Raw genomic sequence first — 16,782 nt, forward strand, 5'->3', positions numbered from 1 at the left:
GCCGACTCACTAGCCCTTTCGAGCGTTGCCCTTAGGGAACCGAGGTGCGTCACCCCGCCGCTTATCCGTGCCGCAAGACAGCCCGAGGTTGTGGCACCATTAAGTCCGCGCCTGGACCCTCGTCAATTTCTCAGGCTTCTGGTAGTTGTCAGTGATGCTGAATTTTTCCGAACTCAGGATTACCCGCATAACGCATATGTTTTTGGGGCCGCTTCCAGGTCCGTTCTGCTGCCGCGGCCCCATCATGGCACCGGCCCATCTTTAAAGAGGCAGTGCCGATGAACGCGGCCCGGAACATTTTGCGACTCGAGCTCAGGTCCTTCTATCCCGCCTTCGGGTCGCTGTTTCTCTTCAGTTTTTTCACGACACTCCTCGGCCTGGTTCCGACGGTCTTCATGCTGCAGCTCTCCGAGCGCGTGCTGGCAAGCCGCAACGAACTGACATTGCTGTTCCTGGTGATCATCGCGGCCTTCCTGATCGCCGTCGGCGGGCTTCTCGACAGCCTTCGACAGCAGAGCCTCACGCGCATCAGCCTCAGCCTCGACGAGCGGATCAGCGGGTCCGTCTTCGACGCAATGAACCGGCGCGCCAACACGCTCTCTGCCAAGATGCGTAGCCTCGTGCTCAACGATCTAAACATCGTGCGCGACTTTCTCGGCGGTCCGATGCTTCTGCAGATGTTTGATCTGCTCTGGACCCCTCTTCTGCTGCTGGCTCTGTTCATCCTTCATCCGGTGCTTGGGCTCACGATGGTGGCGCTCCTCACCCTCAACGTCGTGCTGACTGCCATTAACCAGATGATCACGCGGTCCGTTTCGCGGGCAGCCGCGGAGGCTTACAGCGAGTCACAGCAGTTCGCTGCCGCCGTGAACCGGACGGCGGATGCAACACGCGCGATGGGCATGCTGCCCGATGTCGGTCACCGTTGGGCGCAGCTCCACCGGGCCATGCTTGGGTGGCAGTCGGCGGCCTATCGGCGGGCCGGAATCGTGTCAGGAGTCCTCAAATTTTTCCGGACGGGCCAGCAGGTCATTATCCTGTCCGTCGGTTCATTGCTCTATCTGGAGCAGTCGATCAGCATGGGCTCGATGTTCGCGGCGATGATCGTGGGGATGCGAGCCCTTCAGCCCGTCGATGCGGTTGCCGCCGGGTGGCGCAGCATCTGGAATTTCTCGGCGTCCGCGGATCGACTCGGCCAGCTTCTTGCCGGTGATCAGGACGAGAGCAGCCGCATGCAACTGCCCCGTCCGAGCGGTGCCTTGTCGGTCGACCGCGTCGTCCTGACCCCTCCGGATCAGGACACGGTTCTTCTGAACGACGTCTCCTTCGACCTCATGGCCGGGCGCGTGCTCGGTGTCGTCGGGCCTTCGGGCGCCGGCAAATCGTGCCTGGCGCGCCTTCTCGTTGGCGTCTGGGCGCCGCGGCGCGGATCAGTGGCGCTGGACGGCCATGACCTGCCCCACTGGAACCCCGACCAACTCGGCCGCTTCGTCGGTTACGTGCCCCAGGAGGTTGAGCTTCTGCCCGGCACCGTTGCAGAGAACATTGCTCGCTTCCGCAGTGATGCGGACCATGAATCGATCATCCGCGCAGCGGAGGTGGCAGGCATCGAGGATCTGATCCAAAGCCTGCCCCAGGGCTACAACACGCGGCTCGGTCCCGATGGACATGTCCTGTCGGGTGGCCAGAAGCAGCGCATCGCGCTCGCACGGGCCGTCTATGGTGATCCCCGCCTTCTGGTGCTGGACGAGCCGAATTCTAATCTCGATGCTATCGGCGAACAACGACTTGCGGCCGCCCTGTCGGCCATGCGCGACCAGGGCGCGAGCGTCGTCATCATCACGCATCGTCTCAACATGCTGATCTATTGCGACGACGTGCTCGTGATGAACGCCGGAACGGTCCATGCCTTCGGCCCGCGTGACCGGATCATGAACCGTCTCTCGCCGAATCGGCTGACCCCACAGCCCATCCTTGAAGCCGGGCTCGACAGGAAGGCTTCGTGACATGCAGAAGGCGCTGACTCAGAAGGCTCCCGAGCCGAGCACCGATTGGCGTACAACGCTCAGACTCGGCTACCTGACGCTCATCGTTGCCTTCGGGGGCTTCTTGGCGTGGTCCATGACCGCCCGGCTCGACGGGGCAGCCGTTGCGGCTGGCGTGGTGGCGGTCGAATCCAACCGAAAGACGGTTCAGCATCTCGAGGGCGGCATTGTCCGGGAAATCCTCGTGCGAGAAGGGGACAGGGTCCAGAAAGGGCAGGTGCTCCTCCGCCTCGACCCGACGCGGGTCGAGGCCGTCGGGGATCTTCAGCGCAATCAGTTGGCCATTCTTCTTGCTCAGGAAGCCCGGCTCCTCGCCGAGCGGGAATGGGCCGAGACGGTCACCTTTCCGGCCGAAGCAATCGAGCGCAGCACAGCGCCGATCGTTGCCCGCGCCATTAGTGATCAGAGACAGCAGTTCGAGGTCAGGCGCGGCACCCTGAAGCGCACCCTCGAGGTTGCCGACGCCCAGATCGCACAGGCCCAGAGGGAGATCGAGCAGGCCAGAAACGAGGGGCAGACCGCCCGCGATACCCTGAAGAACATCTCCCGCGAGCTCGATTCGTTGATGCCGCTCTACGAGAAGAAACTCGTTCCCATGACGCGAATCACCACCCTGCAAAGGGAGAAATTGCGGCTCGAAGGACAGATCTCCAATTCGGAGATCTCGATCACCAAGTTGACCGAGCGCGTCCAGGAGTTGACGCTTCGTCGCGAGCAGGCCCGCCAGGATTATCGCCAGGAGGCGTCTGCCAGCCTTGCGGAACTTCAGAAGTCCCTGAACGAGATTAGGCAGAACGTGATCGTTGCCGAAGATACACAGAGGCGGAGCGAAGTGCTTTCGCCAACCGAGGGTGTGGTTCAGCAGATGCGCATCTTCACGGTCGGAGGTGTCGTCGGCGCGGGTGACCCGATTCTCGATGTCGCGCCCACCAGCGAGGACCTTGTCGTGCGAGCGAAGGTCTCTCCGCTCGATATCGACCGCGTCTATCCCGGCATGAAGGCGGAGATCCGCTTTCCCTCACTTCGCAGCTTCGGGGCCAAGATTACCATGGGTAAGCTTCGCTCCGTCTCTCGAGATCGCTTGCTGGACGAGGTCACCCGAGATCCGTATTTCGCTGCAGAGGTCGAGGTGCATCGGGACAGCGTTCCGCCCGAATTTGCCGAAAAGCTTTCGGCCGGCATGCCAGCCAACGTAGTAATTCCCACCGGTGAACGCACCGCGCTGAACTATCTTCTGACACCGGTCTTCGAGCGGTATCACTCTGCGATGCGGGAGCGCTAGAGCTACCTCGGTGCCAGTGAAACGAATGGCGGGTTCCGCACTTCCTGAGATTACGCTTCTCCCTCGATATTTCGACCGAAATCACAGCGACGGCGGCCGAAGCTCGGACCGCCGACCTGCCGGAACGGCAACGACCTGACTGTCCTGAAATTAAGCGTCAGAGATGATTTGTGCGGCCACGTGCCGGGCGTTCGTGCTGTCACGCTGCTTTCATAATATTTGGGCACTGACAGATTGCAACGCCAATTGACAAGCTTTCGGTCGGCGGCTTATCAAATGTCAGCAAATCTGTCAGCACTAATGTCAGTGCATTGAGCCTCGACGAGCGGGAGTTTCGGAGATGTCCGATCCAACATCAGGATTCTCGGGGCGTGAGGGCCGGCGAATCGTCAGCGCTTCTCCAGGCGTCTACATCCTGCGCTACACGTCGACTGCTTCGAGCCAGGGCGCTCCCTCGGCGCGCGTCGCTGCGTTGGCGACGGCGGATCAGGCCGTGAACATCGTTGCAGCCCCGGGAATGCGGGACGCGACGCTGCGCGGACCCGGGGATTACATCCTTGTCCGCGTCGAGCGGTCTACGCGACTCGAAATGGTCCTGACCCCGCACCGTGCCGGCGGTTCACTCGACGCACAGTTCGAACTGGAACTCATTGCGCCGCCGGTCACCTGGCGCGAGGAGAGATTGTTGACCGACCTGAGTGTTGGGTGCGAGACGGCTATCGATGTTCTCGCGCACGTGGCGCGTCGTGGCGATGTACACGTGGTTTCAGGACAATGGGTTTGCGGCCCGGATGCTCCGGCGGCTATCGAGGGTATCGAGGTGCGGTGGCCCGGCAGGCCGCCCGCGGTCTCGCTGGCCTACAGTGTCATCATCGGCCAAGCGCGCCGCTCCCTGCCGGAATGCATGGAGGGCGAATTCGCCGGGACGCGCGGTCAGGCAACGCCCGTCGTCGGGCTGAGGATGCGCTTGCACGGTCCCGGTGCGAGCCAATTCGAAATCCACGCGAAGGCGCTGTTCCGCGGGTCACGGATCACCTTGGAGAGAGGCAAGGATGTCGAGCTGTCCGGCCCCACGGGTCGCGAACCGCTCGTCGGGCTTCGGCTCTCGGTCGAGCCAGTCGAGATCCCGAAGGCAATCCCCCGCTCCCGGCGGGGAAAACACGTCCAAGTCTTCCGCAACGGAGGTTTTCAGCCAGCAGTGTCGTGAGTTCCATAAGCACGGTGGAAGCTAAGGAGAGCCTTTTTCATGAGCTATAATTTATCACGAAGCGATTTGAACGCAGAACTGCGAAATGATGGTTTCACGGCGCAGTATCGCCAGGAAATCCTGAATGGCATCGAGAGCGTCGGTGTCTTCAACGACGGCGTCGCAGAAACCGAGTTTGTTGGCCCGGATGATGCCCTGCCGGGCGAGGGTGCAGCTTTCTCGGACGATTCCTCGGCAAACAGGATCGCCGCGCTCGCGGAGGCTCCCTCCAATTCTGGGGCGGAACTCTACTACTACCGCGACATCGAGGGATCCGTGACGGTTCCGGCCGATGCGCATGGAGCTATCTTCGCGACCGATGCGGACATCGAGGTCACAATCGACGGGGCGGGACAGAATTTTGTCGCGACTCATGTCGGTGATGACTCGGTCATCTCAGTGGGCTCGAGTTCCGACTACATCCTGACCGGCGAAGGCGACGACTACGTCGAAGCCGGGGCGGGGGCGGACACGGTCTACGGTGGCGCCGGGGACGACGAGATCTCCGGCCAGGGCGGCAACGACCTGCTCTTCGGGGAGGCCGGCGACGACCTTCTGCGGGGCGGCGCGGGCAACGATACGCTGTATGGCGGTACCGGAGACGACGTTCTCCGCGGCGGGCTCGGCAGCGACACCCTGTATGGCGGTGCCGGAAACGATACGCTCTACGGCGGGGTTGGTAACGATCTTCTCGAGGGCGGATCCGGCGACGACCTTCTACGGGGCGGCGCGGGCAACGATACGCTGTATGGGGGCGGCGGCGACGATGTCCTGTATGGCGGCGTGGGCAACGACACGCTTTACGGCGGCGGCGGCGATGATACGCTCTACGGTGGCGCCGGCGACGACGTCCTGTATGGCGGTAGTGGCGCCGACATGTTCTTCGTGGGCGGCGGCAACGACACCGTCTTCGGCGGCGGCGGCAACGACATCCTCGACCTCAGCGACCGTGCTTCGAGCGACTTCGATAGCGCGATCAAGGCGACGCAGGGCAATGTCACGACCATCCAGTTCACGGATGGCCAGACGCTCACGATCCAGAGCATCGAGAAGATCATCTTCAGCGATAAGGACGTCACGAGCTGGTAACGTTCGGGGCGGCTTGAAACAGGTAGCGTGACCGCACCTATTCAGTTCAGAGGTGAAAGCGTGGCTCTCAGGTCAGGAACAAGTGACGATGACATTCTCCACGGAACAAGCGAGGGGGACGTCATCGTCGGTGGGAGCGGTGACGACAGACTGTTCGGCCACCGCGGAGACGATTGGCTCGAAGGCGGGGATGACAATGACGTCCTGCGCGGCGGGCAAGGCTCGGACACGCTGCTCGGCGGATCCGGTGATGATCGGCTCAGCGGTCATGGCGGCAACGACGTCCTCGACGGCGGCGCTGGCGACGATCTTATAAGAACGGGATCCGGTTTCGACCGGGTCCTCTTTTCCGGCGATGATATCGGTGACGATCGCATTGTCGATTTTGATGTGAATTCTGACAAGATCGACCTGACCGAACTCACCGGTGTCGAGAGTCTGTCCGACCTCGCGTTTGCCGAGGTCGGACAGGACGTCGTCATCACGAGCAAGAACGGGACTTTCTCGGGGTCGATCACCGTGAAGGGCGTTACCACGCAGCAATTGCTCGACAACAATGCGATCGATGTGGCGTGCTTCGTGCGCGGCACGCTGATCCGCACGACTCGGGGTGAAATGCCCGTCGAAAGCCTGATGATGGGTGACGAAGTCGTCACGCTCGACGGATCGGCTCATACCATCAAATGGATCGGCCGCCGGACGTTTTCGACGCGGTTCGTCAAGGCGGCGTCCCGCGTAGTGCCCGTGCTCATCAGGGCAGGGGCCATCGCGCCGGGCGTACCCTGCCGGGACCTGCGCGTCTCACCTGAACATGCGCTCTGGGTCGACGGTGTCCTCGTCCCGGCGGTGAATCTCGTGAATGGCCGGACGATCGTCCGTGACCTGAACGGGGAGACGATCGACTACTACCATATCGAACTTGATGAGCAGAACCTCATCTTGGCCGATGGTGCTCCGGCTGAAACCTACGTGAACCATGACAGCCGCAAGATGTTTGCGAACTGGCGTGACTACGTTGCACTCTACGGTGAAGACGCGCCGGCTATCGATGAGGCGGGCCGTCACGTTCGCGCCTATCCCGTTGCTACTGCGGCACAATGCGCGGCAATCCGCCGCCGACTGGATGAGCGCGCAGGCGTGAACAGCGCATTTGCGGCTTGAGCCCTAACAACGTCGGCGACGAACCGAAGTTCTGACGAGGAAGACCGCCGTTGCATCAGCAACGGCGGTCTTCGCGTTCTCCGGAGCCTGTCCGGCGGTGAATTTACCTCAACCCGCCGAAGGAGCGTCGGCGGCGCAGTGGTAGTTACGAACCGGCTCCGGCTTGGCCAATGGCGCCCGAAATCCTTTATGCAAGAGGGGGGATGACGCTTCTGCAGGCGAGCGCGGTCCCTTCCCGGGGTGCGAAAATGTCGACACGCTCCAGTGCGGCCCTCATGGCGTGGAGAGCCTCCGGGAAGGAATAAGAGTCTCGCACGAGGTTCAAGGCTGAATTGGAGAGACTCGTCCAGAGCTTCTCGTTTCCATATGCATCCACGATCGCATCGACCCATTGAGCCGGGCTTTCGGCCAGAAGGAAATCGGTTCGCGGCTTCGCGGCGATTCCCTCGACGGCGATCGGGGACAGGATCGTCGGGATTCCCGCGGCCATGGCGGCGAGGACCTTGCCCTTGATCCCGGCTCCCGATCGGAGCGGCGCGATGAAGAGACGGGCTCGGTCGAATACCTCGCGGAGATCCTCTACATGTCCATGGACTACGAGACCGTCCTGCTCCAGCTCCGCGACTTCCGCGCTCATCTGGCTGCCGAAGATATTCACCTGAATGCCAGGCATCCTGCGTCGTAGAACCGGGAGCACCTCGGCGGCGAAGAACTTCACGGCCTCGACGTTGGGACGGTGACCGAAACTCCCCAGGAATGCGATATCGCGGCGATTTTCAAAAGCAGGTACGTCGCTGGTGGGCTCGACAATCCAAGAAACCCGTGCGACGTTCGCGTCACCCAATTGGTGACTGAGGATGATCGCCTGCTCGGTGTCGCTATAGCTGAGCGTAAGATCGACCTGCCGGATGACTTCGAACTCGGCGTCACGAGTCAGTCGGCTGCGACGGATCTGATCGTCACGCTTCTCGGCAATTCCCGCCCGCAATTCGCGAAGGAAGTGGAGGTCAGCAACGTTGAAAACGATTTTGGTATCAGGCTGATAGCGCCGCACCAGGGGAATTACGCTCTGCGCGACGTTGTAGCGCGTGATGTAGACGACATCAAACTGACCTGCCCGTGCAGCGAGGGCCTGTTCCAACGAGGTGCAGAACGGCGCGTGCAACGCCTCGACGCCCATGCGCAGCAACGCTTCCGTGTAGGCTCCGAGGTGAAGGAGGTTCAGGGGCAGAAAGCTCACCCTGAAGTTCAGAGCCTGGAACAGCCTCATCTCCTGGATGGCCGCATAGCTCCCGGCATCGATGTCGATGCGAGGCAACTGCTGGTCGATGAACAGGACACGACGGGAGCCGTCCGGATCGGGGCGCCTAATACCATTGCCAGTGCGGCTCGGCGCTTCCCTAAGCAGGCCCGCCCACTTTCGCTTGAACCAGTTGTCATCGCCGAATGGAAGAGGCTCGGACGCGGCCCATGACGCCGAGAGAATCGAAATGGAGGATAGCGGCGCGACGCAGATCCTCAGCCCGGCCGCTCGCACTTTCAGGCAGAGATCCGCGTCGATCTGGTTATCCGTTGCAAATGCCTCGGAGAAGCCACCAACCTGTTCCCAGACGGATCTTGCTATGAGGAGCCCGGACCGGGACACGGCGTCGATCTGACGAGTATGAGAGAACTCGGGCGAGTTCGGATTTCCGCTGCCTGTGATCGCCTCGAGCCGACCATCAACGAGAAAGCGCGCGCCCGTCTCCCGGAGGCGGCCATTCCCGTCGAGGACCTGCGCGCTGACTGCACCAATGCGATCGAAGAGTTCGACCGGATATATCAGCTCATCGAGCCATCGACTGGCCGGTTCGCTCTGTCTGCCGAGAAAGGCGATGAAGCGGCCCTTGCTCGTGAAAGCCGCGCGATTGAGCGCCGCAGAGCGAGGTTCTCCGGGTAATACCTCGAGGAAGGTAAGCCCGTCCAGGAGCGGCTGTAATCGATCGCGGTCCTCTTGCAACAGCGAATGGACGAGAGTGATGTCGAAAGTGGCCCGGTTGAACGCGAACAGGATTGCGGCAACCGAACGATAGGCATCGGTCGCGCTTTCACCTGCATCCACCACGATCGAAACGTCAGGTTGAGCAGACTCCGGGACCCTCAGCGGGAGGAGGTCACTGAGCTGAAAATTGCTCTGCCGAAGGACAGAATGGCACTGCTGCAACTGAACGAGAGCATCGTTTCCCCCGTGCTCATCGGCGGCTTCTATGTGCAAAGCCAGCGAGCGGTAGCGCTCCCGCGCCAACGGATTGTGTCCACTGAGCCATGGCGCCCATCCCTGCTCCCCAAGCATCGCCCAGTCGGTGGTTAGCGGCTTCAGGACCTCTGCGACCTGATAGAGGATCTGTCCAGTCTCGCGCTCCGACACTTCTACGAGGCGGGGAGAGCCGTCGAGGAATCGATCGGCAATGCGAAGCGCAATTTTTTGCGCTCCCATGTCAGTGGGTGACGGAACGGCCAAGGTGGCGGCGGGCTCCGAATCGACGAGAAGGTCTAATACCTCGCCCCCGGCCGCACCCGACAACGCGCCCGATAGCGTTACTCCGTCAAATCCGTAGGGGTGGAATGAGAGGCCGGGTGAGCCGCGCAACAGGATCGGTGTGGGCGTCAGCGGCTTTCCGGTATGACGATCGACAGCATTGACCTCCACGTCCTTCCCGAATTCGCCACTCGTCATGCGGGGAAGGCGGAACTGGACGACATGGGCCCCATGCCGCACGCGCTCGACGGCGTCCCTGTTCAGGAGATAATTGCGCCAGGAAACCGGGCTCTGCTCGCATGCGCCAAAGGCCAGTCCCGTCATGAACAGGACGGCGGGTTCGGCACTTCTGATCTGTGCTTCCTCATCCCGACGGATGGTCAGGCCGATGCGGACCGACGCGGCGCCCCGAGGGGCACGGAAGCTGAAATTCACCTTGGCATAGCCGCTCGGAACGTTGCCTCCAGGCTTTTTCTCGATCGACCGCCGATGATCTGCAATGACATCGCCGTCAACGTCGAAAACGGTCAGCCGCAGATCGGCTCTGCACCGGTGCGAGCCGAACAGGCCTTCGAAAGCGTAACGCTCTCCGGCAGCGATAGAAAGATCACCCGGAGCACTCGAGTCTGAGTAGAGGACCTCGATACTTTCGACATGGCTGGGGACGGACACGAAACCGGTGTGTCCACCCGAGAGCGTCCATTGTGGTGCAATATCACGACCCGTCTGCACGAGTGTGTCGGCCACACCGATGGGATGCCAGTCCGAGCACTCGTCGTCGAAACGGCCGTTCCGCAGCAGATTGAGCTGACGGAGAAAGTCGCGCGAGTGAAGGTGTACTATGGAGGCCGCTACCGGTTGACCATCAATATCGAAAGCAACCCGTTCAGTAGGTGGATCGACCGTATCGATGAGTACCAGAGCATTGCGCCCCTCGACTTGAAGTAACTGGGGACCGAACCGATCCGGTGGTGGATGAAGAAGCTGCATGACGGAAGCTATTCAGGTGCCGATGCGTCAGGTGTCGACGCGTAACTTACTGTTAGGACGCCAAGTCGCACGGGTAAAGTCACCAAATTCAGTGCGACTGTCTGGAAATTGTCAGGATTCTGCCGCAGAAAGCTCCCACCGAGGCAAATGGTCGAGCCTGTGCCCAAACGGCGGAAAGGCAGCGAACAAGCATGAAACCCGCGACAGGAGCTGTGCTGCTGGCGTTTACGTCAGCAATGCCGAACGGAGCAAGTGCGATGCCGGACACGCCGATGCTGGCGATCGAGAATGTCTCGCAGGAGGAAGTGATCTTCGACAGCCGCAGGGTGCCCTGCGGTCTGGAGCAGTTTCCAGATTCCCCGGCGCGAGCCATCAGGGAGGCGGGAGGCGAGATCATCCTGTTCGCGACATTCGAGACGAACTGGTTCATGGCTGGCCCTGATTGGGCTAGCCTCCGGCCGACCTGCGTCTCGGCCGGGCGGGGCGCCGAGAACTCGGATCCGGAGGCCACGGACGACAAGTTCTGGATCCAGGCTCTATACTCGAAGGACGGGCGCGACGTTCTGGCCCTCGGGAGCCATGAGTATCTCGGGACACGTCACCCAGGGCAGTGCGTGGTGACGGAGCCGGAGGGACAGCGGCCTCCATGCTGGTTCAGTTCTATCACGCAATACGTCTCGAGGGGAGATGCTCGGCACTTCAAACCCGCTGCGGCTGCGCCAATTGTCGCCGCACCGCAGGAGTCCTACTCTCCCAGGAGCGCTCGTAGGGTAGGCTTCTTCACGGCTTCCAATATCATTGCGGATCGCGATCACCTCTACGTGCTCGTTTACGGCGAGGGCATGGCAGGGCAGCCCCAAGGGAACTGCCTGTTTCGAACCGAACGATCCGGGGGCGCTTCGCGCTGGCTCGGCTGGGATGGCACCGACTTCACGGCCGACCTCTCCAAGCTCGGCGCCGCTCCGAATAAAGCCTGCAGACCGGTCGAGGGCCTTCACCATGAAGCGCGCAGCCTTGTGCGGCATCGAGAGAGCGGCAAATTCGTGACCATCTTCACGAGCCGGGACAGGTCTACGACGGGTGTTTTCTATTCCGTATCGGACGACATGAAACACTGGGGGCCGCAGAAATTGCTGCTCGAGGCGCCGCTGACACGCCAGGAACCCGGTTGTGAGCCCGTCTACCGCTATCCCTCGCTGATCGACCACGACGCACCCGAGCAGGCCTTCGAGAGTGTTGGAAACCGTGCGTTCCTCTATTCCGTCAAGATCATTCTGGATGGCTGCCGCCAGTCGGGCCGGCTGATTACGCGCATTCCGGTCACGATCACAACCAGCGGTACCTGAGGCTCGGCGGCTGACTACCAAAGTGCGAATTGCAACGGGCAACGGAAGCTGACATTTGGCCGGCGAGTCTGAATTTTGGAGATCCGACACCCTTGCGTGGGTGTCATATTGCTGTAACCAGGATCATGTTCAGGAAGCGATCGGAGCAGAAATTTTCATGAGAAAACAGCGTGTTCTCTACATCGGCGCTCCCTACAGGCTCAGTAATCCGTCTCGGGCTGACATGATGGACGTTTTTGAGCAGAGTGGTCGAAATTCAGGCAATTTGCTGATCGGACACTCACTCCGGAGTCAGCTTAATGCCGATGTGACATCAATCTCGCCGGAATATCCCCCGCGCGACGGCGGATATGACTACATCGCGGTAGCTGCCGCGAATTTCCTGTTTTCCGGTTTCGACTTCGGCGCTTTCGCCGATCTGATCGAAAAGATTGATCTGCCCTGCGTCATGGTCGGTCTCGGAGCTCAGGCTCCGAAATCGGGCCACATGCCCGATATTGCTCCCGGCACGAAGCGATTCGTGCAGGCGATAGCTGATCGGACCTACCGGATCGGCGTGCGCGGCGCCTATACCGCGGAGGTGCTGGAGAAGCTCGGTATCCGAAATGTGCAGATCACCGGGTGCCCTTCATTTTATCTCTACTCGCCCGAAACCATTGCTGAGCGCCACGCCGGCAAGCGCGAGACGGGCAGGGTCTCGTTCAACGGGTCGAGGAATGTCATGTCGCATTCAGGCGATCCGGCGCGAATGCAGAGACTCGAGGCTGCCGTCTATCAGGCTTGCCGAGAAACCGACTCCCAATTCATCCTGCAGAGCGAACTCGAGGAACTCGCCATACTCACCTCCTCTGATCCAGCGCAGGATTTGCAGAACGCTGCGCGGATTAGAGAGAGCCTCGCGCTGGAACTGTCGGACGAAGAGGTTCGCGATTTGGTGAGGTCCAAGTTCAAGATCTACTTCGATATCGAGCACTGGGCCGAGGGGCTGAGCGATGTTGACTTTTCTCTCGGCACCCGCTTTCACGGGAATCTGATAGCACTCCTGAGCGGCGTTGCGGCACATGTGATCTGCCACGATTCCCGTACGCAGGAACTGTGCGAGTTTAGTGGGATTCCCCATTCAACGCTCGGCGAAGTGGACCTGGACACCGATATCCTTGGTCTCAGGAAGCAATCCGATGTCGGGCCGTTTCTTGCACGTCAGTCGGCGAACTACGAGGCTTACCGGACCTTCCTCGAGAAGAACGGTGTCTCGCATACTCTTCAGCCTACTCGCGTCGGGTCCGAAGCTGAACACGCGATAATGCCTGCGTAGTTTCAACTGTTTTTTCTAGTCAAGATTATTGTTTCCGTCGTCGGGATTGAACATGACCAATGAGGATTGGATCGAACTGATTCGCGCGTCCGGATTGTTCGATTTGGATTGGTACCTCGAGCGAAATCCCGACATCCGCGCTGCCGGGATAGATCCGGTCCAACACTGGTACTACAGTGCGTCCGCGGAGAAGCGGGACCCCAACTTCCTGTTCTCGGTCTCCTATTACCAGGCGCAGAACGGGGATGCCCTCTCGAGAGACATCAATCCGCTCGTGCACTACATCACGGTCGGTGAAAAGGAAGGGCTTAATCCCTCTCTGTATTTCGATGCACAGTGGTATCGGAGTGCTTACGGGACCGAGATCGACGGCAGCATTCATGCCACGGCACTTGGCCACTACCTTTCCTATGCTCGGAACGTCGAATTCTCCCCAAATCCGTATTTCTCTGGAAAATTCTATCTAGAGACCTATCCTGATATCGCTGCGGCTGGCCTGCGTCCTTATGAGCATTTCCTGCAAAACGGCGGAAGCGAAGGTCGGAACCCCAGCGATCGGTTCGTTACGACCTTCTATCGTCAGCGGCACAGGATCGGCCCGGCGACGGATGCGTTTACGCACTTCCTCAGGGAGGGGCTGAAGAACGGTCTCGTCACTCATCCGGATGACGAAAAGACGGTTTTCAGCGAGGCGGCGAAGTGGACGGCACCCGGGCCGCAGTTCAAGCGCGAACTGCAGCCGTTACCCAGGCGGGAGACGAAGACTGCGTCGACGGTCGATGTCTTCGCCTACTACCTTCCGCAGTTTCATCCAATCCCGGAGAATGATGCCGCTTGGGGAAAGGGCTTCACGGAATGGCGCAACATCGCACGCGGCCTGCCAAGATTCGAAGGGCATTTCCAGCCGCGCATTCCGCGCGATCTCGGGTTCTATGACCTTCGTGCCCCGGCCTCGCTGGATGACCAGATCGCCCTCGCGGAAGCGGCTGGGCTGCGCGGCTTCGGGTTCTACTACTACAATTTCGACGGCGACCGCGTCCTGGACCTCCCCATCGAGATTTTCATGGAGGCGCAGACCAGTCTCGACTTCTTCCTGATCTGGGCCAACGAGAACTGGACCAAGACCTGGGACGGGTTCGACCGAGACGTCATCAAGGAGCAGCATTTCAGCCTCGATTCGCTGGATGTCATTGCGGCCGATATCGGCCGGCACATGCGGCACGAGAACTATTACCGCATCGATGGACGACCGTTCTTCGTGCTTTATCGACCAGGCATCATTCCGGAGCCGAAACGATACATTGCACGATTGCGCGAGGCCATCGCGCGAGCCTGCGGCCAAGCACCTTTGATGTTCATGGTGCAAGGGTTCGGGGATACCGATCCGCGTGTTTTCGGGCTCGATGGCGCGATCGAGTTCCCGCCTCACAAGATCGGCCAGGGACTGCAGCCGATCAACGACAAGGTCACGATGCTCGATCCGGGATATCGAGGCATGATCTTCTCGTACGCCGACTACATCGCGCGGTCGAAGGAGGTCGGCCGCGAGCCGTTTCCGCTCGTGCGGACCGCCATGCCCATGTGGGACAACGAGGCGCGCCGGCCTGGCCGCGGGACCGTCATTCACGGCTCGACGCCGGACAAGTATCGGGATTGGCTTGCGCATCTCATCCGATATGCGAAGCGCTATCCGGTCTTCGGCCGGTCAGTCGTGGCAATCAATGCCTGGAACGAGTGGTGCGAGGGCACCTATCTCGAGCCCGATGTCCATTATGGCATGGCCTACTTGCAGGCGACGAGCGAAGCCATACACCTCGCACATGCTAAGCGCCCGAGTGGCTCGGTCCTGCTCGTGGGGCACGATGCCTACCGGCACGGTGCGCAGTTGCTGCTCCTGAACGTCGCGCGGCAGCTTAGAAGCTTCGGTTTCAGAGTGGCGATCCTGCTTTTGCGAGGCGGGCCCATGGAGGACCAGTATCGGGCCGTCAGCGACTACTTCCGGATCATCGATGGCCCCCGGATGCTCGAGGAAACGCTGGGTAGCCCTGAACTCTCGGCCTATCAGGTGGCGATCACCAACACGGTCGTCTCAGGGCGTGTCGTCCCCGCGCTCAAGGCGCGATCCTACAAGGTCGTCTCTCTCGTCCACGAGATGGCGAATCTCGTTCGAGAGCGGAACCTTGAGGAAAACTGCAATGACATCGCGAGGTTCTCCGACGCCGTCGTATTTGCCGCGGACCGCGTGAAGCGCGACTTCGAGGCTGTCGTTGGCAAACCCGTCGCAAGCGGGAGGGTATTCCCGCAGGGCATCTACAAGCCGCCGGTCGAAACCGCGGCGGCACCCGCGAAGGCGCCGCGCCGGAAGGCGCCCGTCATCACAAATCTTGGCTATGCGGACATGCGAAAAGGCTACGATCTTTTCGTGTCTCTGGCGGATTATTTTGCGGCCAATGGAATTCCAGGCGAATTCGTCTGGATCGGCAATGTCGATCCGAGCCTGAAGGAATGGGTCAAGCCCGCCGGGGCGAACTTCAAGCATGTGCCGTTCACGGATGACGTTTACGGTCATCTGCGCCATGCGGACGTCTTTTTTCTGACCTCACGCGAGGACCCTTTCCCGACGGTGGCCCTTGAGGCGCTTGCGGTCGGTGTGCCGGTGGTCTGCTACGCCGGAACAGGGGGGATCGCCGACCTGGTCGGGAGCAATGAAATCCTGGGGGCCTGCGCCCGCCCGTTCTCGCTAGAGTCCGCCGCTCTCGAGTTGCAGCGCCAGATCGCCTTGGACACGGCTGCGAGCCGCTCCGAGAGAGCCGATCTCATGCGCCGAGATTTCTCTTTCTCGCATTACGTCTACACCCTTCTCGAAGCGCTCGACGCGGCCGGGCCGGCTGTTTCGGCAATCGTGCCCAACTACAATTATGAGGCATATCTAACTTCACGGGTGGAAAGCGTCCTCGACCAGACGTACAAGCCGTCGCAGGTTCTGCTTCTCGACGACCGCTCGAAGGACGGGAGCGCAGCAATCATTGCGGAGCTCTGCGAAACCCATCGACCCTGGATCGTGCCGCGGCTGAATACTCAGAATTCAGGCTCACCGTTTGCACAGTGGAGCGCCGGCGTCCGTCTGGCACGCGGCAAGTATGTCTGGATCGCGGAGGCCGACGACCTCTCGGAGCCGACATTCCTGGAGGAGACGATCGCCTTCATGGAGGCGAATGACTGCCTCCTCTGCTTCACGGATTCGAAACAGATCGATACCGACGGGAAGCTCCTGGCAGACAGCTATAACTACTACTTCAAGACGGTTCATGGAGAGGCCTTCGACAAGCCCTTCGCGATGGAAGGTCAGCAATTCCTCGCGGAGTTGCTGAGCACCAAGAATCTCATCCTCAACGTCAGCTCGGTCCTGTGGCGGCGTGACGCTCTGGAAGACGCGCTCGCCGCGCTGGAGGCAGAGCTCCCCAAATACAAGGTTGCCGGCGACTGGAGAATTTACGCGCATGTGAGCGCTCGGGAGGGGGCGCGGATCGGCTTCATTCCCAAAAGCCTGAATGTCCATCGGCGCCATGCGGCGAGCGCGACGCACTCACAGGCGCGCAATGCTCAGCTCAACGAGATCGGGCAAATCCATGCAGTCATCAAATCGCTGATCAAGGTCCCCTCGCGCGACGTGCAGACGAAGCAGCAGGCCTATATTAGGGAGCTCAGGGATCAGTTCGGGCTCACGGTCCCGCAGGCGGAGAGCGCCCCGCAGCGAGTTCTCGCGAATATGAACCAATAGACTGCATGA

At 60.8% G+C, this 16,782-nt stretch carries 9 protein-coding genes; 8 read left to right on the forward strand and 1 reads right to left on the reverse strand.

The window, feature by feature from the left end; genetic code table 11:
- The first annotated feature begins 278 nt into the window (after positions 1–278).
- The 5 genes from BN1233_RS21150 to BN1233_RS47130 all read left to right on the forward strand — a co-directional run bounded on the left by BN1233_RS21150 (position 279) and on the right by BN1233_RS47130 (position 6,823).
- Positions 279–2,006, forward strand: a complete 1,728-nt coding sequence (locus tag BN1233_RS21150; RefSeq protein WP_046865603.1) for a type I secretion system permease/ATPase — start codon at positions 279–281, stop codon at positions 2,004–2,006.
- Position 2,007: 1 nt separating this feature from the next.
- The gene (locus tag BN1233_RS21155; RefSeq protein WP_046865604.1) at positions 2,008–3,327 is read left to right on the forward strand and encodes an HlyD family type I secretion periplasmic adaptor subunit; all 1,320 of its coding nucleotides are present in this window, start codon (positions 2,008–2,010) and stop codon (positions 3,325–3,327) included.
- Between the two features lie 340 nt (positions 3,328–3,667).
- Positions 3,668–4,534: a hypothetical protein gene (locus tag BN1233_RS21160; protein ID WP_046865605.1), complete on the forward strand. Its 867-nt coding sequence runs from the start codon at positions 3,668–3,670 to the stop codon at positions 4,532–4,534.
- Positions 4,535–4,573: 39 nt separating this feature from the next.
- Positions 4,574–5,662: a calcium-binding protein gene (locus BN1233_RS50580; RefSeq protein WP_052763869.1), complete on the forward strand. Its 1,089-nt coding sequence runs from the start codon at positions 4,574–4,576 to the stop codon at positions 5,660–5,662.
- A 60-nt stretch (positions 5,663–5,722) separates the two neighbouring features.
- A complete protein-coding gene (locus tag BN1233_RS47130; protein ID WP_048708592.1) occupies positions 5,723–6,823 on the forward strand; it encodes a Hint domain-containing protein in 1,101 nt (366 codons plus the stop codon).
- A gap of 187 nt (positions 6,824–7,010) precedes the next feature.
- Here the strand turns inward: BN1233_RS47130 and BN1233_RS21175 are convergent, their stop codons facing one another.
- The gene (locus BN1233_RS21175) at positions 7,011–10,331 is read right to left on the reverse strand and encodes a glycosyltransferase (protein ID WP_082145568.1); all 3,321 of its coding nucleotides are present in this window, start codon (positions 10,329–10,331) and stop codon (positions 7,011–7,013) included.
- Between the two features lie 257 nt (positions 10,332–10,588).
- Here BN1233_RS21175 and BN1233_RS21185 point away from each other — a divergent pair, with 257 nt between their 5' ends.
- From BN1233_RS21185 to BN1233_RS21195, 3 genes are read left to right on the forward strand one after another with little or no spacing between them, the layout of a single operon-like run.
- Entirely contained in the window at positions 10,589–11,677 is a 1,089-nt protein-coding gene (locus BN1233_RS21185; protein WP_046865608.1) for a hypothetical protein, read from the forward strand.
- Positions 11,678–11,732: 55 nt separating this feature from the next.
- Positions 11,733–12,992 (forward strand): polysaccharide pyruvyl transferase family protein, encoded by a 1,260-nt coding sequence (locus BN1233_RS21190; RefSeq protein ID WP_187144337.1) that lies wholly within the window; start codon positions 11,733–11,735, stop codon positions 12,990–12,992.
- A 52-nt stretch (positions 12,993–13,044) separates the two neighbouring features.
- Positions 13,045–16,773 (forward strand): glycoside hydrolase family 99-like domain-containing protein, encoded by a 3,729-nt coding sequence (locus BN1233_RS21195; RefSeq protein WP_048708584.1) that lies wholly within the window; start codon positions 13,045–13,047, stop codon positions 16,771–16,773.
- Positions 16,774–16,782 lie beyond the last annotated feature (9 nt).

Origin of the sequence: Microvirga massiliensis, from assembly GCF_001006805.1 — a bacterium.
GTDB lineage: Bacteria > Pseudomonadota > Alphaproteobacteria > Rhizobiales > Beijerinckiaceae > Microvirga > Microvirga massiliensis.